This window comes from Saccharopolyspora sp. ASAGF58, assembly GCF_012277335.1.
GTDB classification, from domain to species: domain Bacteria; phylum Actinomycetota; class Actinomycetes; order Mycobacteriales; family Pseudonocardiaceae; genus Saccharopolyspora; species Saccharopolyspora hattusasensis.
The window spans coordinates 4,072,678-4,091,910 of record NZ_CP040605.1; the positions used below are offsets into that span (position 1 = coordinate 4,072,678).

Annotated in this window: 18 protein-coding genes, 1 tRNA gene and 1 pseudogene; 7 read left to right on the forward strand and 13 right to left on the reverse strand. The window is 65.4% G+C overall.

All coding sequences use genetic code 11. The features are described 5' to 3' along the window. Positions 1–165: 165 nt before the first annotated feature. The 5 genes and pseudogenes from FDZ84_RS19525 (at position 166) to FDZ84_RS19550 (ending at position 8,333) form a co-directional block, all read left to right on the forward strand. Positions 166–1,044, forward strand: coding sequence for a cytochrome P450 (locus FDZ84_RS19525; RefSeq protein ID WP_168587086.1), 879 nt, complete (start codon positions 166–168; stop codon positions 1,042–1,044). A 3-nt stretch (positions 1,045–1,047) separates the two neighbouring features. Next, positions 1,048–1,813 (forward strand): annotated as a pseudogene (locus tag FDZ84_RS19530) (SDR family NAD(P)-dependent oxidoreductase). Between the two features lie 46 nt (positions 1,814–1,859). Beyond that, positions 1,860–4,925 carry an amino acid adenylation domain-containing protein gene (locus tag FDZ84_RS19535; protein ID WP_168587087.1) on the forward strand — a complete coding sequence of 1,022 codons (3,066 nt, stop codon included), beginning with the start codon at positions 1,860–1,862 and terminating at the stop codon, positions 4,923–4,925. A gap of 1,086 nt (positions 4,926–6,011) precedes the next feature. Beyond that, a complete protein-coding gene (locus tag FDZ84_RS19545) occupies positions 6,012–7,235 on the forward strand; it encodes a DUF6880 family protein (RefSeq protein ID WP_371812903.1) in 1,224 nt (407 codons plus the stop codon). A gap of 546 nt (positions 7,236–7,781) precedes the next feature. Beyond that, entirely contained in the window at positions 7,782–8,333 is a 552-nt protein-coding gene (locus FDZ84_RS19550; protein WP_168587089.1) for a hypothetical protein, read from the forward strand. 58 nt (positions 8,334–8,391) lie between these two features. Here the strand turns inward: FDZ84_RS19550 and FDZ84_RS19555 are convergent, their stop codons facing one another. Both FDZ84_RS19555 and FDZ84_RS19560 read right to left on the reverse strand, forming a co-directional pair. Further along, complete coding sequence (locus FDZ84_RS19555; protein WP_168584107.1) at positions 8,392–8,616, reverse strand: DUF5701 family protein; 225 nt, start codon at positions 8,614–8,616, stop codon at positions 8,392–8,394. Positions 8,617–8,738: 122 nt separating this feature from the next. Then, complete coding sequence (locus FDZ84_RS19560) at positions 8,739–9,647, reverse strand: virginiamycin B lyase (RefSeq protein ID WP_168587090.1); 909 nt, start codon at positions 9,645–9,647, stop codon at positions 8,739–8,741. Between the two features lie 1,345 nt (positions 9,648–10,992). Between FDZ84_RS19560 and FDZ84_RS19565 the strand changes: the two genes are divergently transcribed. Further along, complete coding sequence (locus FDZ84_RS19565; protein WP_168587091.1) at positions 10,993–11,199, forward strand: hypothetical protein; 207 nt, start codon at positions 10,993–10,995, stop codon at positions 11,197–11,199. 207 nt (positions 11,200–11,406) lie between these two features. After that, positions 11,407–11,481 (forward strand) — tRNA-Ile (locus FDZ84_RS19570). A gap of 66 nt (positions 11,482–11,547) precedes the next feature. On the opposite strand, the gene xerC is transcribed toward FDZ84_RS19570, so the two are convergent. The 11 genes from xerC to FDZ84_RS19625 all read right to left on the reverse strand — a co-directional run bounded on the left by xerC (position 11,548) and on the right by FDZ84_RS19625 (position 18,957). After that, a complete protein-coding gene (xerC, locus tag FDZ84_RS19575) occupies positions 11,548–12,723 on the reverse strand; it encodes a tyrosine recombinase XerC (RefSeq protein ID WP_246868282.1) in 1,176 nt (391 codons plus the stop codon). Further along, entirely contained in the window at positions 12,723–12,905 is a 183-nt protein-coding gene (locus tag FDZ84_RS19580) for a helix-turn-helix domain-containing protein (RefSeq protein WP_168587092.1), read from the reverse strand. The genes xerC and FDZ84_RS19580 overlap by 1 nt, the downstream gene beginning before the upstream one ends. 2 nt (positions 12,906–12,907) lie before the next feature. Further along, positions 12,908–14,386, reverse strand: coding sequence for a replication initiator (locus tag FDZ84_RS19585; protein WP_246868283.1), 1,479 nt, complete (start codon positions 14,384–14,386; stop codon positions 12,908–12,910). Positions 14,387–14,505: 119 nt separating this feature from the next. Continuing rightward, positions 14,506–15,408: a hypothetical protein gene (locus FDZ84_RS19590; RefSeq protein ID WP_168587094.1), complete on the reverse strand. Its 903-nt coding sequence runs from the start codon at positions 15,406–15,408 to the stop codon at positions 14,506–14,508. Positions 15,409–15,421: 13 nt separating this feature from the next. Beyond that, positions 15,422–15,610 carry a hypothetical protein gene (locus FDZ84_RS19595; RefSeq protein ID WP_168587095.1) on the reverse strand — a complete coding sequence of 63 codons (189 nt, stop codon included), beginning with the start codon at positions 15,608–15,610 and terminating at the stop codon, positions 15,422–15,424. An 11-nt stretch (positions 15,611–15,621) separates the two neighbouring features. Then, positions 15,622–16,200: a GGDEF domain-containing protein gene (locus FDZ84_RS19600; RefSeq protein ID WP_168587096.1), complete on the reverse strand. Its 579-nt coding sequence runs from the start codon at positions 16,198–16,200 to the stop codon at positions 15,622–15,624. An 83-nt stretch (positions 16,201–16,283) separates the two neighbouring features. Further along, positions 16,284–17,780: an FtsK/SpoIIIE domain-containing protein gene (locus tag FDZ84_RS19605; protein ID WP_168587097.1), complete on the reverse strand. Its 1,497-nt coding sequence runs from the start codon at positions 17,778–17,780 to the stop codon at positions 16,284–16,286. Positions 17,781–17,866: 86 nt separating this feature from the next. Further along, complete coding sequence (locus FDZ84_RS19610) at positions 17,867–18,046, reverse strand: hypothetical protein (RefSeq protein WP_168587098.1); 180 nt, start codon at positions 18,044–18,046, stop codon at positions 17,867–17,869. Continuing rightward, positions 18,046–18,300, reverse strand: a complete 255-nt coding sequence (locus FDZ84_RS19615; RefSeq protein ID WP_101376296.1) for a hypothetical protein — start codon at positions 18,298–18,300, stop codon at positions 18,046–18,048. The genes FDZ84_RS19610 and FDZ84_RS19615 overlap by 1 nt, the downstream gene beginning before the upstream one ends. A gap of 47 nt (positions 18,301–18,347) precedes the next feature. Next, positions 18,348–18,539, reverse strand: coding sequence for a hypothetical protein (locus FDZ84_RS19620; RefSeq protein WP_168587099.1), 192 nt, complete (start codon positions 18,537–18,539; stop codon positions 18,348–18,350). Between the two features lie 178 nt (positions 18,540–18,717). Then, positions 18,718–18,957 carry a hypothetical protein gene (locus FDZ84_RS19625; protein ID WP_168587100.1) on the reverse strand — a complete coding sequence of 80 codons (240 nt, stop codon included), beginning with the start codon at positions 18,955–18,957 and terminating at the stop codon, positions 18,718–18,720. Positions 18,958–19,233 lie beyond the last annotated feature (276 nt).

Below are 19,233 nucleotides of genomic sequence, written 5' to 3' on the forward strand. Positions count from 1 at the left end.
CAACTCGTACTGTCCGACCGCCGTTTCAGCACCAACCTCAACCGACCCGAAGCGGCGCGATTGCGAGAGGGTGAGGACGGAAACCTCAACCTCCCCTACGCCGACGACCCTGCCTGGCATCTGCGGTGGCGAAAGCTCCTCGCTCGCGAGTTCGTCCCACAACGCATGGCCGCGGTGCGCGGCAGGATCGGCGAGATCGCCAACGAACTGGCGGACGACATGGCACGGCGTAAGCCGCCGGTGGATCTGCTGGAGACGTTCGCTTTCGCGCTGCCTGCCAGGGCCATCTGTGATTTCCTCGGCATTCCGGCAATCGAGCAGCGCCAAGTCCGTGAGTGGATCGACATCGTGACCACCACGGGCGAAGACGATGCAGGGAAAAGGACCGCGGCGGGCATCGCGATGCGTGACTATGCACTGGCTCTTGCCGAGACGAAACGGAAGCAACCGGGCGAGGACCTGATCACCGGACTCGTCGCCGTGCGCGATGACACCGAGGACGACCGCCTCAACGAGGACGAGTTGATCCTGACGATCATGGCGCTGATCGTCGGGAACAACTGCAACACCGGTCGCCAGATCGGGCAGGGAATGTTCATGCTGTTGAGCAGTCCCGGGTACCTCGACGCCCTCCGTACCGACCGCGCCCTGCTTCCTGCCGCCGTAGAGGAGCTTCTTCGAGCCACACCGCTTTACACCCCGCTCGGCCGGTTCGCGACCGAGGAGGTCAAAATCGGTGATGTCGTCATCCCCCGGCATGCAACCGTCCTGGTGGCCAGGGAATCCGCGAACCGTGACAGCGCCTGGATCAGTGATCCGGAACGGTTCGACATCCAGCGTACGGACGCCAGCCGCCACCTGGCCTTCGGGTATGGCCCTGCTTTCTGTATCGGTGCCGCGTTCGGGAGACTCCAAATGGAATGCGCGTTCGAAGCACTACTGGACCGTTTCCCCAGGTTACGGTTGGCCGTACCCGCCGAGGAGATCACCTGGACCTATCGGCTGGTGGGGTCGGGACCAGATGCCGTTCCCGTCGCGTGGTGACGGCTGACCCGGCCTACCGCGCTTGTTACCGGTGGGAGCACGGGCATCGGCGCCCAGTTCGCCCGCGCCCTCGCCGCGGAGGGATACGACCTGGTCCTCGTCGCGCGGGACAGGGCCGGCCTGAAAGACCTCGCGACCGAACTCGCTGGCAATCACCCGATCACCGCCGACCTCATGGTCGCCGACCTTGCCACTGCAAGTGGTCGTTCCGCGGTCGAAGACCTCCTGCTGTCCGGCCCGCCCGACCTCCTGGTCAACAACGCGGGCGTGGCGCTCGGATCCGGCTTCCGCGACAGCCCGATCGACCTCCTGCACCACCAGTTGGAGGTCAACGTCACCGCCGTGCTCAGGCTTACTCACGCCGCGCTGCCGGGCATGATCGCGCGCCGGCGCGGCGACATCATCAATGTATCGAGCGTGGCCGGATTCCTGTCCGGATACGAAACCGGCTACGCAGCGAGCAAGAATTGGGTCACGTCGTTTTCCGAAGGCTTGGCCAGCGAGGTGCGCGGCAGTGGTCTGCGGGTGATGGCGCTGTGCCCTGGACTCACCCTCACCGAGTCGCGGCAAACGGGCCGGCAAGCGTAGGCCGCCGTTCCTATGGCTCACCGCGGAGCAGGTGGTCCGAGAAGGACTCTCGGACCTGCGCAAGGGAAAGGTCGTGTCGGTGCCGAGTCTGCGGTACAAGGCGTTCGTGACCGTGCTCGACCTCGCTCCGAGGATGCTCGCGCGGACGATCGGCAAGTGCATAACTCGCCCAAGGCAGTGATGAAGCCAGTACCATTTGGCTGACCGTGTACAGGGAGCCATTGACGATGACCCGTACGCTCATCGAGGAGTGCGCCGAAATTGCTGGGCCAATCGTCGATCATACAGCACCGTACGGCCTTCCCGGCCTGATCCGGACCGTGTCGGCGGCCACCCCGGACGCGGTTGCCGTGCTCGAGGGGAATCAGACGCTGACCTACCGCGAGCTGGAACTGGCCTCCGACCGGTTGGCCCGCCGGATCGGTGAACGTTGCCCGGATCCTGGACGTCCGGTGGGGGTTTGCCTGCCTCGCGGTTGCGCACTGGTAGTGGCGCTGCTTGCGGTGCTCAAAGCGGGCCGGTATTACCTGCCGATCGCCCCGGATGGACCACCGGTTCGCCGTGACGCGATCCTGCGTCGTGCCCGGCCGACGTTTGTGGTCACCGAGGCGGACGTGACGCTCACCGTCGACCACGACGACCAGCCGGCGCCGCTCGCTCCCGTGGCTTCCGACCTGCCGGTGTACGTGCTGTTCACGTCCGGATCCACCGGCGAGCCCAAGGGCGTCGTGTTACCCAGTGGGGCATTGTGCAACCGGCTGCAGTGGATGCGCGAGCACTACAGGATCGGTCCCGCGGACCGCATCCTGCACAAGACTCCACTCACCTTCGACGTGGCAGGCTGGGAAATCTTCACCCCACTGATTTCCGGCGGCTGTTGTGTGCTGGCCGCGCCGGACGCGCACCGAGATCCCGCCGAACTGATCGAGACGATAGTCGCGCAACAGGTCACGGTGGCCCATTTCGTGCCGTCGCTGCTCGCCGAGTTCGTCGCCTGGCCGAGAGCCGCGCGATGCGCCTCGCTGCGCCTCGTGATCGCCAGCGGCGAATCGCTGAGCGCGACGCTGGTGCGACAGTTCACCGACCTGCTGCCCGCCCGGCTGCACAACCTCTATGGCCCCACCGAAGCGGCCATTGAGGTGACGCACTGGCGGTGCGTTCCTGGCGACGTCCTGATCGGCCTGCCCATCGACAACTGCGTTCTGACGGTTTTGGACGACGACGGGCGCCCCTCGGAGGAAGGCGAACTGTACATCGGCGGCGTGCCGCTGGCGATCGGCTACCTGGACCAACCGGAACTGACCGCGCGGAAATTCGTACCGGCACCATCATGGTGCTCGGTTCCGCGGCTGTATCGGACGGGCGACCGCGTGCGGCGGCACGCCGACGGATTGATGTATCTGGGACGAGTCGACGATCAGGTCAAGATCCGCGGCCACCGGATCGAACCGCAGGAGGTGGAACACCAGCTGAGGGCGCATCCCGCGTTGATTGACGCCGCGGTCGTCGCGACATCGGCGGGCGACCCCCGGCTGGTGGCCTTCCTGGTCGGCCGACCGCTCGAGCGGGACACGCTCGCGGCTTGGCTGGCCGACCGACTGCCGGCGGCGTTCCAGCCAGCCGAATTCCGGTTCCTGCCCGCGTTGCCGCGTCTGTCGAGCGGGAAAGTGGACCGCGCCCGGTTGCGACGACAGGCAGAGCAAATCGTGGCTCAGCCGTCAGCCGCGTCCTCCGGCACCGATGCGCTGACCCATGCCTGGTGCGTGGCGTTACGACAGCCGACTGCCGACGTGACCGTCCGGTTCAGCCAGGCCGGCGGGCACAGTCTGGCCGCTCTCCGATTGCTCGGCGAAATCCAGCGGCTTGGCGGGCCACGCATCTCTCTCGCGGACCTGCTGCACACCGATCCGACCCTGGGCGAATTGCGTGCGCAGTTAGGGAACTGGTCGGAGCTGACCGCACTACCGCTCCGTGCCGATCCGGCCGTGGCACCGTTGGGTGCTGACCAGCGGTCGATGTGGCGTCTGGTGCGACTTCTGCCCTCAGCAGCGATGGTCAACGATTACGCGGTCCTGATCATCGACGGCAAGCCCGACACCGAAGCTTTGCAAACCGCGCTGACGGATTTGGTGTCCCGGCACGAGTCCCTGCGTTGCACGGTCGAGGCAACGCCGGATGGGGAGCCATACCAGAGAATTTGGCCGGAGTGCCCGGTGTCCCTCCGCCACCGGCTGGCGCAGGAACCGCTGGACAGCACCACGATCAACGATTTCGGTTGTCAGATCAGGGATATCGAGTTCGACTGCGGGGCACTGCCATTGTTCGCCGTCGGCGTGCTCAGCTCCACCGTCGATCAGCGGTGGTCCCTGGTGATCAGCCTCGACCATCGAATCGGTGACCAGATCTCGATCGAGATCTTCCTCGACGAACTGGCGGAGCTCTACCTGGCACGGCTTACCGGGCAGCCCGCCCTGCTGACACCACTGGCTATGCAGCCCGGTGACCTTGCCGAATGGCAGGCGACGCACCAGGACGAGCATCGCCGGTCAAACGATCTGGCTTACTGGCGCACCCAGTTGACCGACTCGCCGAAGCCGCCCGTCTGGCCGTTCGTCGTTCCGGACCCTGCCACCATCGCCGCCACGGCGACTCGACGAGAACTGACCAGATCCGAAAGTGAGTTGCTGGACGAGCGCATGAGGCAACTTGGCTGCACCGCTGCCGCGACGTTCCTTGCCGCGTTGGCCATCGTCCTGGCCAGCTACGCCGGCACGTCCGATCTGCTGGTGAGCGTGCCGGTCTCGGTCCGCGAGCCGGCCGAGGCACACGTGATGATTGGACACTTCATCCGGATGACCCCGGTCAGAATCCGGCTGGACTCGGCAACCGAACTCGCGGGAATCCTGCCCGGTGTGCAGGAAACTCTCGTCGAGGCGGTCGCGCACCTCGGCATCGCCTTCGACGAAGTGGCGCAGCAACTCCAGGCCGAAACGGGTTATGTCGGGGCGGGGGGTCACGTGTGGTTCAACGACCTCACCGGGGCTCATTTTCCGGCGGCCTTCGGTGGTTCACCAGCCAAGCCGCTCCACCTGCCCAAACGCTGGTTGCTGGCCCAGCCCGGAATGACTGTCCGTCGTACAGCCACTGGCGGATACCAGTTCGATTTCGCTTATCCTTTGCGGCTGCTCACCGATGCCGACGCTGAGCGGATACTCGACGCCATCGTGGAACACCTGTTATCGCTGTCGCCTGCTCAGTCCCAGCATCGGCTGGGTCTGACCCCGGGTGCTTGAGTCGACGTCCACGGCACACTCGTGGTAAGCCTCCGCCGGTACCCGTCCCGACGGACCTTCGCGTAGGAAGCCTTCACCACCACCGGCAACCCGCTGACCAACAGGTTTAGGTTCGTATATTACCTTGTTGGGTGCACGCAGGTCATAGGCCCTTTTTCTACTTGATCACTACTCCGCGTGGTGCCGTGCGTGGTGCGAGTTACGTATCCTCGCACCACGGCGGGCATCAGGTCAGCGCGCTCGAAGCGCGAACGCGGGGAGGTCAAGACCCTTCCCAGCGTCACGTGAGAGTTTCGATCACATCGTCCATTGTGGATGAGTGTCCAGGAGCCCCACCGAGGCGCGGCCGGCTTGGGAATCCCTCCTGGCGTGAAGCGTCACCCTCCTCGGATCCCGAGTATTCCCCTCCTGCCGTAGTGCCAGGCAGGGTTTGTCACCTCTCCGGCCATTCGTCCAGCGCCTGCCGCAGGGCGACCGCGACCGGCCGGAAAGCAGCACCGCTGTCGAGTTGTGTCACAAGGACGTCGGTCACCTCGGCGATGGTCCTCGTTCCTCGCTCGGTGGCCTTCGCCAAGGCTGTGGCGACGTTGGCCGGAAGCTGCGACGACGCCGATGATCGCGGGACGGTAACCCGGATGTTCCTCCAGACAACCTCAAGTTGATCGAGAGCATCGACCAACTGCCGCCACACAACCAGCTGATGGGAGCTCTTTTCCGGAGTACTGCCATGCACGAGGCCGACCTTTCCGACGCCGCACACCGCGTTCGACCGGCAACACGCGCCATTACCTGTCGTCATCCGCCAGCGGTCCGGCAGTACGGTTGTTCCCGACCGGCCAGGGCCTGAAACATCGCGGGTGACGGCGAGAAGAACCGACTCGACCGGGACATCCAACGCGCCCACCCCGGCGAACACGACCTCAGTGAAAGCTGAACACCAACGGTGCCTAAGTCAGCCGGGGCCCAGGCGAGCGACGATCTTTTTCGTACCTATTCCCTCCCATGTGCGCTGTCGCGGCCTCAGGGTAGTCACTGTGCGAGCCGCCGGGTCTGTCGGTGTTGAATGGTGGCGTGGTCAGCGCAGAAGTGGAGCGGGTTCGTCGGTTGATCGACGGACTGCGGCGCAATCGTCGGACGCACCCACAGCACGGGCGACGGGAGTATTCGCAGCGGGTTCGGGAGGTCGCTGCCGCGTGTGAAGCGTTGATCGAAACCGAGCCGGCCTCCGTACCTTCCCTCGCCCGTCGTACGGTCGACCTGATCACAACGGCGCTGATGTATCTGGACGACTCGTCCGGCATCGTCGGTGACGATCTCCACGCGCTGATGGCGGTGCACGCGCGCGCCTGCGCGGCGGCACCACCCGACCCGGTGCGGCTGGCAGCGTGGCTGGCCACGCTTCGTCTGGATGGGCCGGGCTGGCCGGACTTCGAGCTGCGCGACTACGCTGCCGCGCTCGGCCAGAAGGGCCGTGGCGAACTGGCCCGGATCGTCGACGAACGCGCCAAGACAGCACAGCCCGAATTCGGCAGGACACCGTTCGGGATCCGCATCTTGCGCGAGCAACTCGCCGAACTGACCGGAGATGTCGACCGTTACGTTGCTGTGCTGGCCGAAGATCTCTACGCTGCCTCCCAGTACCTCAAGATCGCCACCGTATTCCGAAACGCCGGGCGTGCATCCGACGCCGAGCAGTGGGCGCAGCGTGGGCTCGGAATCGGTAACCCGATCGACCAGGACAAGCTTCGCGATCTCTACGTGGACTTGCTGTTTGAGCGCGGCGCGGCCGATGAAGCACTCGCCCTGCGGTGGCAGTTGTTCGACCAGCACCCGACCGCATCCCACTACCGAGACCTACGCTGCACCGCAGAACGCACCGGTGACTGGAGCGGCCTGCGAGACGAAGCGCTCAAGCGCCTGCACCACGCCGCTGCGAAACAGCCCGCGTTCGCCGACCACCTCGTTGGAGTGCTGCTCGACGAAGGCGAACAGGACGAGGCGTGGCGGGTGACGGTCGATCACCCCGACGACCTGCCCGAATCCCGCTGGCAGCAACTCATCGATCTGCGCCAACCCACGCACCCCAACGACGTGATCGAGCCGTGGCAGCGGCTGATCCAGCACCGACTGGATGCCAGCACCGACAAGTATCGCTACAGCAAGGCAATCACGATGCTCCGACGGCTCCGCGACGCCTACCGAGCCATCGACTACGCGACCGGCTTCGACACATACCTCGACGACCTGCGGGAGCGCCACAAGCGCAAAACGTCATTCATCGCCAAGCTTGACCGCTTGGCCGCGCCCTAGGAGGTTCACGCAGTCGATGATCCCGCTGAATTGGCGGGTCCGACTGGATGGTGCAGATCGCTCCCCACACATCAGCCATGGTGGAGTTCGTGCTCCCCTCACAACGCTCCAGGGTGTTGGACGCCTCGCAAACCGTCGGGCGCTTCCGCAGCGAACCAAGCGGCGGGTAGCTGGTACTGCTCTGGGCGTTCGAACCGTGCCTCGGCTGCGATGGCGACAATCGCTTGGTTCGTGAGTTGCGGGAAGACAGCGAGAACGGTGCGTGCCCAGCCCGCTTGGATGGTTTCGCCGACGTAGAACCAGAGGTTGGTGTCCAAGATCAAGCGCCTCTTGCGGGGGTGATCCCATCGCTTCGGCACTTGCGTGACGTGTTCGGCTGGGCTCGTACCTGGATCTTGCGGCCGCGTCGCTTCCGGCGGCACCCCGGCATGGCGTGCGTACGCAGGTGGGCGTAGGTGGAGATGCGTTCGCGGGCAGATGAGTGGGTGTGCGCGTTGGTAGAGCATTGAAGGGCGATCTGACCAGCGTTTTCAGGGAGGCCCGGCGATGTCCACGACGATCCGCAGGCTCAGCGGCCGCAGTCGCAAGACCCTGCTGGCCGCGCACATCCTCTCCAGCGCAGCTTGGTTCGGGATCGACCTCGCGCTCGGGATCCTCGTGGTCACCGCGCTGTTGACCGACGTGCCGCAGACCGCGGGGATTGCGTTGCAGGCGGTCGAGATCTTCGCAATCTGGCCGATGTTCGGCGCCAGCATCGTGTGCCTGGCCACCGGCGCATTGCTCGGGTTGGGCAGCAAGTACGGATTGGTCCGGTACTGGTGGGTCGCGGTAAAACTCGGCGTGAACGTCCTCATGTCGACGCTGATCGTCTTCGCTTTGCGGCCCGGCGTTGGTGCGGCGGCGGATGTCGGTGCGCGACTGCTGGCCGGTGACCGCACCGCCGTGGTGCCCAGCGATCTGCTTTACCCGGTCGTGGTAGCTCCCACCCTGCTGCTGGTCGCCTACCTGCTGTCGGTTTTCAAGCCGTGGGGCCGGATTCGTCGGCAGGTGCGGCAGCGGCAGGCGATCACCGTGTCCGAGGAGCTGCCCGTCGCCTAATAGGAGCGTCCACACCGGATCATGGCGTCGGAAGCCCAGGCGGCTTCCGACGCTCGGTTTACCCGGCCGCGCGGCGGGCGGCCGGGGAGGCCGTCCCGGGCCACGTGTGCGGGTTGTCTTCCCAGCACCAGCCGAGTTTTGGCGCGTTCTGGCTGATCCAGATCGCCGCGACGCGGCGGTCGCCGCAGCGCGAGCCGCCGACCGAGAAGCACTTCCCGACTGCCGCAGCGCGGTCGCGCAGCGGGGCGACGACGGCGTCGAACTGCGGCGCCAAGCCAGCCATCGCCGGCTAGCCGAAGTCGATCAGGTTCTGGACCTGCTGGTCGAACTCGACACCCGCGCCGATGGTCGTCTGATCAGTTATGAAGTCCTTTTGCGGCTGGTTTCGCGATGGGGCTTGCTCGTCTAGCGGTCGTTCTCGGGCGTGGGAACGGTGATCCGGGCGAGGGCGCCGAACTCCAGCGCCGTCCACAGCGCTCCGTCCGGGCCGAGGGCGATGCCGTGCGGTTCCGAGCTGGGGGTGGGCAGGTCGTGGACCTCGATGGCGCCTTCGGCGGTGATCGAGCCGACGCGGTTGGCGCCCCACTCGGTGAACCACATCGCGCCGTCCGGGCCGGTGGTGATGGCGTGCGGTCGGGCGGCGCGGTCGGGCAGGGGGAATTCCTCGATCTTGCCGTCGGTGCTGATCCGGCCGATCTGGCCCGCGCCGATCTCGACGAAGCAGATCGCGCCGTCCGGGCCCGCCGCGATCCCCACCGGCCCGGCGGCCTCGGTCGGCAGCGGGTGCACGGTGACCTCGCCGTCCCCGTCGATCCGCCCGATCGCGTTGGCCATGTTCATGGTGAACCACATCCCGCCATCGGCCCCGGCGATGATCGCGGACGGGAACGCGCCGGCGAGCGGCAGCGGGAACTCCCGCACCTGACCGTCTGGCGTGATCCGGCCGATCTGGTTGGCGGCCGTCTCGGTGAACCACAGCGCACCGTCCGGTCCGGCGGCGAGGCCGTACGGTCCCGATTCCGGTGTGGGGAGTTCGAACTCGTCGATCTCTCCTCCGGTGGTGATGCGTCCGACCCGGTGCGCCTGGTACTCGGTGAACCAGAGCGCACCGTCTGGGCCGTTGACGATGATTGTCGGTCCGCTCTCCGCAGCGAGCTGGTGGCCGGTGGGTTCGCCCCCTGGCACCAGTCGACCGATCCGGCCGCTGCGGACCATGGTGAACCACAACGCGCCGTCCGGTCCGGTGGCGATCGCGTACGGACCGCTCTCGCCGTCGGCGACGGTGTACTGCTCAATTGAGACGGTCGATGTCATGCGATCTCCTCGTGGTGCCGCGCTATGCGTTCGATACTGGCAGGGAGCCTGTCATGATCGTGCGAGCGTGCTCGGTGATGTTACGGGTGTCGTGGATCTCGGCGCGACACAAATTTGGAGTCACCGTGGTGGACGATCCGGGAGCGGCCGATCGGGTGTTGGGCGGGGTGATCGCTCGCATCCACCGGTTGCTGCACGACGAAACATACCCGCGAAGGGCAGTGCGACGACGAGATCGAGACGGCGATCACCGGACTGCGCCGACACGTCGCCGGAGCTGGTTCGGCGAATTGGCGATCGTCGCGGAGCAGATCCGGGAAGGTTCGCCGATTTGGATTATTCCTGCGCCGTACGAGCGAAATTGCTGAACCGGACCTGCCGAGCAACCGCTCAGTACTGTTCGGAACAACGAGCGGAAGCCGATTGCGGTAATCCCGAATGGTGACGGTCGGTATTTCGAATTCCCGGATTCGGCCAGAAGCGAGGTTCTGCGTCGCGGTCGCGCTGACGTCCCCTGGTGGGTCGTGTCGATCGCGCTCGTTGGTTCGAATCGGGCGATTGCCGCGAGGTGGTCCACGGACCGGTTGAGCTGCGCTCGTGCTCTGGAGCCGGTCGGAGTCGATCAACGCGTGGGCCAGGTCGAGCTCGGCGAGTTGCCGGATGGGCTCGTAGGCGGGGGCTGTGGACTTCCGACGCCTCCCGGCCCGCAGGGCACCAACACCTAGACGTCCGGCACGGGTTTGATCTTCCTTGTGCTCACGGCGGAAGTCGAGCGCGTTTTCGTGATCGAGCCACCACGACAGAAGTGTCCACAATGGATTTTGAACGAGTTCACCCGCTCGACAGGTTGCCGGAATACGCCCGATGTGCATCCCATGTGCCGATCGTTCGAGACGCGACGGGGCGTCACGACTTGTTCGCCCCGGGTCACCGTGACGGGTCGAATGTGGGGCGTGCGGGGTCTCGAAGCCCGGTGGCGGTGGTGGCGCATCCGTTGGGTAAGATCGGTGGTGGGTATTTCGGTGGAGAGTTGTCGGTAGCGACACCGTGGTCGCGGCGGTGCGTGTCACCTGCCTGAGTGGCCCGGTGTCGGGCTGGATAACGATCCAGGATCGTTGCGCGATTACATCCTTGCTCGGCTCGCGGTCGACGGTGTCGGCACGGATGATTTGTGCAAGCCACGCGACCTGCGGGCTGGAATGGCTTGGCTGTGCTGTTTGATCCGCTCGATTGATGACCGAAACGAACTCGTGATGCGTTGCGCGCAACGGAAACCCGTTGCGCTTCGTCTCTTTAGTAGTGGTGTTTCGTCCAAGGGGACTGACAGAGGATGGGGGAAGTCAGGATGTCCGCACCAGGGATCGGCAAGGAATCGCAGATCTCGCTGCCCGACTTCGGCTCGGTAGCCAAGCTGCCGAAGCCGATCAAGGCGATCGTCTACTTGATCATGCTGTCGGTGATCACGGTGGCGGCGATCGGCGCGCTGCTGGCCACCATCGTGGTCATCGGCCAGCTCAGCGGAGCCTTCAACGTCTTCAGCTTCATCGGCTGAGTTGACGGTCCGGGGCCGGCGCACTGCACGGGTGCGCCGGCCCTCGTTTTCGTGCGGCCGGCACCCGAGTAGTCCACTCGGCGTAACGCCGTACGCTGTTGATTCGACCGGTCCGACCAACCGCCTTGTAGGCCAGTCGGCCGATCCACCCGCCAGTTCCGCCCCCCCGCGACCTCGCTACGATCGCTGGTGTTGCGAAAGCCGCCGGGGGCAGTAGCTCAGCAGGTCAGAGCAGCGGACTCATAATCCGTCAGGTCGTGGGTTCAAGTCCCACCTGCCCCACAAAACCCCAGGTGAAACGCCTGTGGGGAAAGCGCAGAGAGATCATCTCCACACTTTCCCCACACTTTATTCGGCGAACCACTCAACCCTGCTCAGCGCGTCGGCCGCCTTGCGGCTCTTGACCCGACGCCCCATGTATACGTCCTGAGTCGTCGATACCTTGGAGTGGCCGAGCTGATCGGCGATGTCCCGAGCAGTCAACCCGGCATCGTCCAACACCGTCGCCACCGACCGGCGGAAGGTCCGGAAGGTCACCCACGGGTACCCGGCATCCGAACGGAAGTCCCGCCACCGAGCTAGCGTGTTGTGCTTGTCGCGAAGACCGCCCTGAGTGTTCGGAAACACCGGCCCGGTCAGCTGGTCCGGCTCGATACCGAACCGCTCAGCCAGCCTCACATGCCGCTCTCGAAGCATGGCCACCAGCCAAGTCGGCAAGGCGAGAGCCCGTTCGGAGACCTCTGTCTTCCCGTCGTTGATCATGTTGCCGGTTCCCTTCGCGCGGATCAGATTCCCGGCCCAGTCGACGGTGCCCGTGTCAAGGTCGAGGTGATGCCAGTGGACAGCGAGAGCCTCCCCGGTCCGGAAGCCTGTCCCGGCATACCAGCGAGCGAGGTCCGGCAGATCATGACGGATCGCTACCTCGCTGCTGTCGAGCTTCTGCAGCAGGTCCTTCATCTCCTCAGCTTCGAGTGAGCGAGACGCCTTGCGTCGGCCCTCGAGTGGTGCCATGTCGCGAACCGGATTGACCTGCATGGCCTTGTACCGGACCGCCAGGCCACAGATTCCCGAGAGGATGTTGCGCACCGTCCGGGCGGAGTCAACACTCTGGTTCTTCTTGACAGTCATGCAGACCTGTTGCGCGCGGAAAACCGTCACCTCACGTAACCGAAGCGCGGCCATCGCCGGAAGCACAATGCTGTTGAGCCGTCCCCGATAGGTGTCCAAGCTCGTTGGTGAACGGTTGCCCTCAACAACGGCGTCCTCGAACTCCTTCAGCCACAGCTCAGCAGCCTCGCCGAACTTCGACTCCGGCGTAAGACCAGCCTGCTGAACCGGGGTCAACCGCTCCCGCAGCTCGCTCTTGAGGTTCCTCTCCGCCTTGGCCCGCGTGGCGCCCATGCGCTCAACCGGACGTGTCACACCGTCGTAGTCGCGATACTTCGTCATCGCACGCCAACCGGTCGCAGTCTGGTAGAAGCGGATCTTCCCGTAGGTGCCGACAGGTAACGGCGGGCGCGGCATCAGATCATCCCCTCAGGCTGGGACTCGAACCACTGCTCGACTTCGTCGGGCTTGTACCGGACGTACTTTCCGACCCGGCGACCAGGAGGACCGCCGCCACGGCTTCGCCACTGGTAGACGGTGCCGACGGGGACGCCGAGGTAGCTGGCAACGTCGTTCGGTCCCCAGAGGTTGCGGATCATGGTCAGTCTTTCCTTTCGGTGGCGTAGCGGTGTTTGCGTGCTTGGCGGGTGCGTTCGGCGATGGCGGCGGCGAGTTCGCGTTCTTCGTCGGTGCGGTGGCCGACGCTGGTCATGTCCCAGTGGTTGACCACGGCGACGGTGTCGGCTTCGACGCCGAGTTCGGCGAGGTTCTGCTCAAAGCGCCAGATCTGCCGGTCTTCGCGGAGCTGCTTGAACGTGGTCGAGTACGCCCGCGACTTGGACAGGAAGTGCCCACGGAAAGCGAGCATGTGCGTCCAGCGCCGGAGGTTGAGTTCGTCGAGCGGCCCGGGGATCCAGCCGCCGTTGTCGCAGGTGCCGCAGTGGTCGATGGAGGCGCAGGGGCAGCCGCCGGCTTGGTGCTCGCCGTCGGGGTGGCAGTCGGGGCAGACGATGGGTGCGCCGAGGTCCCAGGCGGTGCGCATGATCTGTTTGTGGTGCTCGGTGGTGCGCAGGAGCTCGATCACCGTGCGGGAGCGGATCGGCCGGTCCGCGGCTTCGGACTTACCGGTGCCCTTGGTGGCGTACTTGGCCACGTAGGAGGAGATCCGGTCATCGCTGATCGTGCCGTGCTCGTCCTCGAACCGGGACGCCTCAGCCGGGCGGATCGGCCGGATGTCGACCTGTTCACCCCACACGAACGTCAGCGCCTGGCCGTTGAACTTCGGTGAGGTGACCGTGGTGTCGGCATGAGCGGCCCGCACAGCGTCGGCCAGCAGATCGACCGTGCCCCACGCTGGGGTGGCGTCGATCGCGCCGTCGGGACCGTCGAGGCGGATCACGGCATGGAAGTGGATGATGCCGCGCCGCTGGAACTCGGCGACCTTGGCGTAGGACAGCCGGGCGTGGTCGTTGAAGTCCCGGACGGTGAGCCCGGCCGCGCGGGCGAGGTGCCGCCGGAGCTTCTGGGTGAAGCGGTTCCAGAGCTTGCCGCTGTGTGCCTGCCACAGGACGTGCCCGGTGTAGTCGTAGCCGTCGGGGGCGATCGCTTGGCCGATCAGCGGGTCGTGTTCGTGGTGGTAGCGCCCGCAGCGGCAGGGAGCGTGCTTGCCGGTGGTGGTGGTGCGCCGGTTGTGCACCGGCCCGAATGACGGGGCGGTGAGGGTCACGAACAGGCGGGGCTTGTCGGACACGGTGACCGGGACGCCCTTGGAGCCGCCGGAGAGGCCCGCGCGCATGAGCTGGAAGGCGTCGGCGGCGTAGCGGTCGGAGCAGGCTGGGCAGACGCTCTCGCGGCGGTTGCCGCAGGGGGACAGGATGTGCCCGCTGGTCTCGGCCGGGCGCCCGTCGGGGCGGGTGAGTACCTGGCCGGTGGTCTTGTCGGTGATCTGCCAGCTACCGGAGAGCCGGACCGGGTGCAGGCAGCCGTAGACGTCTTCGACCTTCTTGCGCCAGTCGCGGTAATCGGGGGCTTGGGTGCGCTGTTTGATGCGGTCGACGTCGGGGAGCGTGGGCAACACCATGTGGTGACCTTTCGAGGGAGAGAGCCCGGCGGGCATCACCACCAGGTCCATCCCTCGCGCGGTGCTGCCCGCCGAGCGTGGTTGTGTTGGTTCTGTTTTCAGTTGTCCCGCAACGGTTTTCAGTTGAATGCGTGGCCGTTGTGGGTGGTGAACTCGGCCGCGACCTGTTCGGCGATGTCCGCAGAGAGCTTGGCTACCCGCTGGATGTCGGCGGCGGTGAACTCCCGCCCGTTGGCCAGGGCTTGGGAGCGGGCGTCCTTGACCTTTTGGAGGATCGGAGCCGGGAGCCGTGGAGCCCGCCGGACCGCAGGCATCACCGGAGCCGGTACAGGTTCGGGAACCGGTGCCGAGGTCGGAGCCGGGGCCGGTTCGGTGGCCGGCCGCGCCGGTTCAGATCCGGGTTCGGGTTCCTCGGTGTCGTCGGCCTGGTCGGCGGTCTCGTAGATCAGGAGCATGATCTCCCGCCGTTTCGCCTGGATGACCGGGATGACTTCGGCGATGCCGTAGACGATGACCGGGATGATCGCGTGTACCGCCGCCGAGCCAAGGTTGAACTCCTGCCAGCGGCCCCGCAGCAGCGGCGTGATCTGCGGGATGACGTTCATGGCCAGCGTGGAGGCCAGCAGCACCTTCTTCAGCCGGTACCACCACTCGTGATCCGGGTCGAGACCGTAGGAAAGGATCACGGCCTCGAAGTTCAGGATCACGATCAACAGCCCGGCGAACATCGGCTCGACCGTCCACGCGGCCCACCACAGCGGATCCGTGCGGGTCGCATCGCCCGCAAGGAACTTCTGCACACCGGCCGTGGTGAACACCAGGCCAAGCGACAGGAAGAACCACAGCCCGATCAGGGTGCGGCGGGTCTGCCGTTCCATCTCCACGGCCTGCAGGTCCGGATCCCGCACCAGGCCCCGCAGTTGGCGAGCCTCGAAAATCCGGGCACCGAGCTTGCGCACCCGCCGGGTCTTCCCCGTCTTGGCGGGGGTGTTGTCATCGTGTTTACGGCGCAGCAGGCCCACGTTGCGTTCCTTCCTACTCGCTGTGGGGCTTGAACAGCCAGACCAGGCCCCGGATGAGCAGGACCAGGCCCGCCCCGATCCCGATCGCCCAGGCCGGGGTGACCAGCAGCCACACCAGCGCCAGCACGCCGAGCACGACCGCGAGTAGCAGCAGCCCGGTCAGGACGCTGCGGCCGGTGAGGTGAATGTTGATGCTCTGCACTTCGAAACTCCTTACTGGGAAACGGAAACCGATTCGGCGGCGGTGTGGGTGCGGGTGGTGTGCTTGTCGCCGTACATGCGGTCATCGGCTGAGGCGAGCAGCCCGGATAACTGGGCGGTTTCGGCCGGCGCGGTCATCACCCCGAGCGCCATCGACACCTCGACCGGCTGACCGTCGATCTCGGTGATCGTGGCCACCGCTGCCTGGAATTCCCGGGCCCGTCGTTCGGCGTCGTCGGCGCTGACGACCCACGGGAGGAGGACCGCGAACTCGTCGCCGTGCAGGCGAACCGGGACCTCACCGCGGAATGCCATGTGTCTCAGGACCGCGCCGACCTCGATCAGCACCCGGTCCCCGAACCGGTGCCCGTAGGTGTCGTTGAACGCCTTGAAACCGTTCATGTCCCCGAGCGCCACGGCCACCAGGCCCCGCCGATGCCAGCGAACGCGGTTGAACGCGGCCTCCAGCGCCTCACGGTTGCCCAGCCCGGTCAACGGGTCCGTTCTGGTCTGCCGGAACAGCCGGTAGGCGCAGGTACCGGCTGCCACACTCGTGGCGGTGGTGACACCCAACACGACTTTTGCCAACATGGAAACTGCCTCTCTACAGGGGTAGGCCCGCCCGGATTGCTCTTGCCTGGGAGCCCGGGCGGGCCGTCTGAAACAGGGAATGATCAGGCGATCTCTTCGTCACCCTCGTCGTCTTCGAAGTAGCCGATCTCCTCGATCTCGTCCTCGGCGTCCTCGATCGACTCGAAGTCGAAGCTGTAGATGTCCTTTTCGGTCTGCCCGGCGTGTTCGTCGTCGGTGGCCTCGCGCCGGATCGGGGTGACCGTCGCGCCCCGGTCGGTGCAGAACCGGACGAGCTCGGTGATGTCGTCGTCGGTGGTGTAGGCGGCGCGGACGCGAAGCGGTTCCCGTCGGCCGTCTTTCTTCACGTAGGCGACACCCGCGAGGTACTCGGGGATCTTGTCGGCGAACGCGCCCGCATCGCGCATGCCCTCACCGAGGCACATGTCCACATACGACGCGGAATCCAGCCGCAGCGCGATTTTCGTCGGGAACAGACCACGCATCGGGATGACGTCCTTGGTCGGTTCCTGCGACGCGGCCACGGTCCGGCCACCCACCGCCCGGTACTGCGTGAGCGCCTTGCTGAGATCCAGCTCGAAGGGTGCCCGGATCGCCTTGTCCGCGTAGGCGGTCATCGCGGCCAGCTCATCGCAGATCAGCAACTCCAGCGGCGTCTCCAGCGACGGCGTGAACGTCCGGACCCCTTGGCGTCCGAGCTCCAGCTTCCGGGCGTCGAGCATGCTGGTGTACTTCGTGATCAGCTTCTGCCCGGCCTGGTCGCTTTCGGCGAACTCGTAATACATGTCCTCGCCGATGCCGAACTCCATGCCGCCCTTGGGGTCGATCACCCACAGCCGCACGTAACCGGCCCGGATCAACGGAGCCAGAGCGCGCAGAAGCGCCCACATGAACGAGCCCTTCCCCGCCCCGGTCGCCCCACCGAGAAGGATGTGCAGGTCCCGGCCGAGCAGGTCGAGGGTGAAGTCCCGGCCGTATTCGTCCCGGCCGATCGGCAGCCGCCGCAGATCCACCGCCTCAACCGACTCCGCCAGGTCCGGCAGGGGCACGAACATGTCATCGAACGGTTCCCGGCGCTGGAAGTCCAACGCGATCCGGCCGGGCTTGAGCTGCCGCACGTTGGTCGAACGCGCCCTAAACGAGTTCGCCAGCCGATTAATGACTTTCATGAAATCCTCCGGTTCTTGGCCCTTGGCCATTCGGACGTGCACGGTGTCCCATGACCACGTGCTTTTCACCCGCGTCACGCGCGGCGTGAGGGTGTTTCCCTTGTGATCGATGGTGGTCAGGTTGCAGGCGGTCATGATCTGAAGCCATTGCCGCCGGTAGGACCACCACCGTCTCCACCACGCCCGCAGCAGGCGACCGGCGAACCTGTCGAAGGTCGGCCGGTCCAGCAGCCGCCAGGAAGCGCCGGCCACCACGGCAATCCCGGCCGCCATGAGCACGGTCTGGTACCCCACCCACAGCACCGCTGCGTCCAGGACCACCACCGAGCCCACCGAACGCGGATGCCGCGCGACGAACCGTGCCGCCGCCCGAACCGGGGTCCTTTCCGTGTCAACTCGCGTGTCCCGCATTGCCGCCTTACCTTTCTACGAGCAGAAAAAGGGGGGCGCTGATTCTCCGCAGAGATCAACGCCCCCTGTGCCGAGTCGAGCTGGTATCAGTTCCGGCGCTGGGTCATCTCCAGCTTGGCGACCAAGTCGCCGACCGAGTTCCGCATCTTGTTCAGCGAGGTCCCCATACCCTTCGGGACCCCGAACTTCTTCAAGTGGTTCACCAGCGCCAGCATCGTCGAATCGATACGCCGGACCGTCGCGTGTACCTCGTCACCACGTGCCATTACTTTTGATATCCCTTCGCCACATTCGGACCGCCCTTTGCGGCGATCGCGTCCCGAACCCCGAACACGGACGACTGCGCCGCGCCCGCCAAATCCTCGACTTCCTGGAGATCTTTCTTCTGCATGATGTCGTCTTCCAGGAACTCCACCCGCGACAGTTCCCGGAACAACGCATCCAGCAACTCCCCGATCTTTTTCAGCCGGGCGACAGCGGGCGTGTTCTTCCGCATCCCGACCGGCAAATTCGCATTCACGAACCAATTCCCCTTTTCTCAGTAGTCGTGTCCGTGCCCAGTTCGGGCTACGAGAAATTCAGGTCCCCGTGGATGTCGCCCTGGACCGCCACGTGCGTCTCCACCTGCCCAAAGTTCAGATTGACCACGCCCGGAGTCTCGCGCTCAGCCCTGGTCGAACCGGGCTGTGACCACCGCTTCCGGCGCTTGCTGGACCGGCCGCCGAACTCCGCAGCACCCGTGTTCACGTTGATCCTCACTTGCTCCCACCTTCTCCGATACATCCCGAACCGTGAAAACCGAAACCGTCGAAGCCGTTCACCAGGACACTCCTTACTAGGACCGCTTCACCTTCACGAATCGCTTGCAGAACGCGTCCTGCGAGTGCGGGTAAAGCCACTTGTCGCAGTCGCAAGCCGGGCAGTACTTCAGCGACATCTAACCCTTCCTTTCCCCAGCCGGAACCAGCTGATAATCAGGGCACTTCTCCGAGTCACCCCAAGAACTCCGGTGCGGAACCTCCGAACCGCAGAACCGGCACGGCAGCAGCGTCGAGACGTTGCTTAATCCGCACCAACCGATCTCCCGGACCTTGTCCTCGTCCTCGAACACGTACACCACCAACGCCTGACGGCCACACGTACACAACTCGCCAGGAATCGCCGGACGTTCACTCATCAACGCCACCCCTTCCTCAGTGCTGGAGACCATGAAGACCCCGGTGCTACTTGCTTGATCGACCGGGGTCAATATGGCCTCCCCGACGCGAATCCGCGCCGAAAAAAGGCATAGCTCGGCCCACTATGTAATTCTCAAAGAACAGGAATTCACTAAATTCGACTCAAGCGAATTCAGTCAGAATTGCTTTCGTACGGATTAGGGGCATACTCGACAGCGGAATTGAACACCCAGCCGTCGCCCCCGCAGATCTCGCAGTCCGGCCCCCAGTGATCA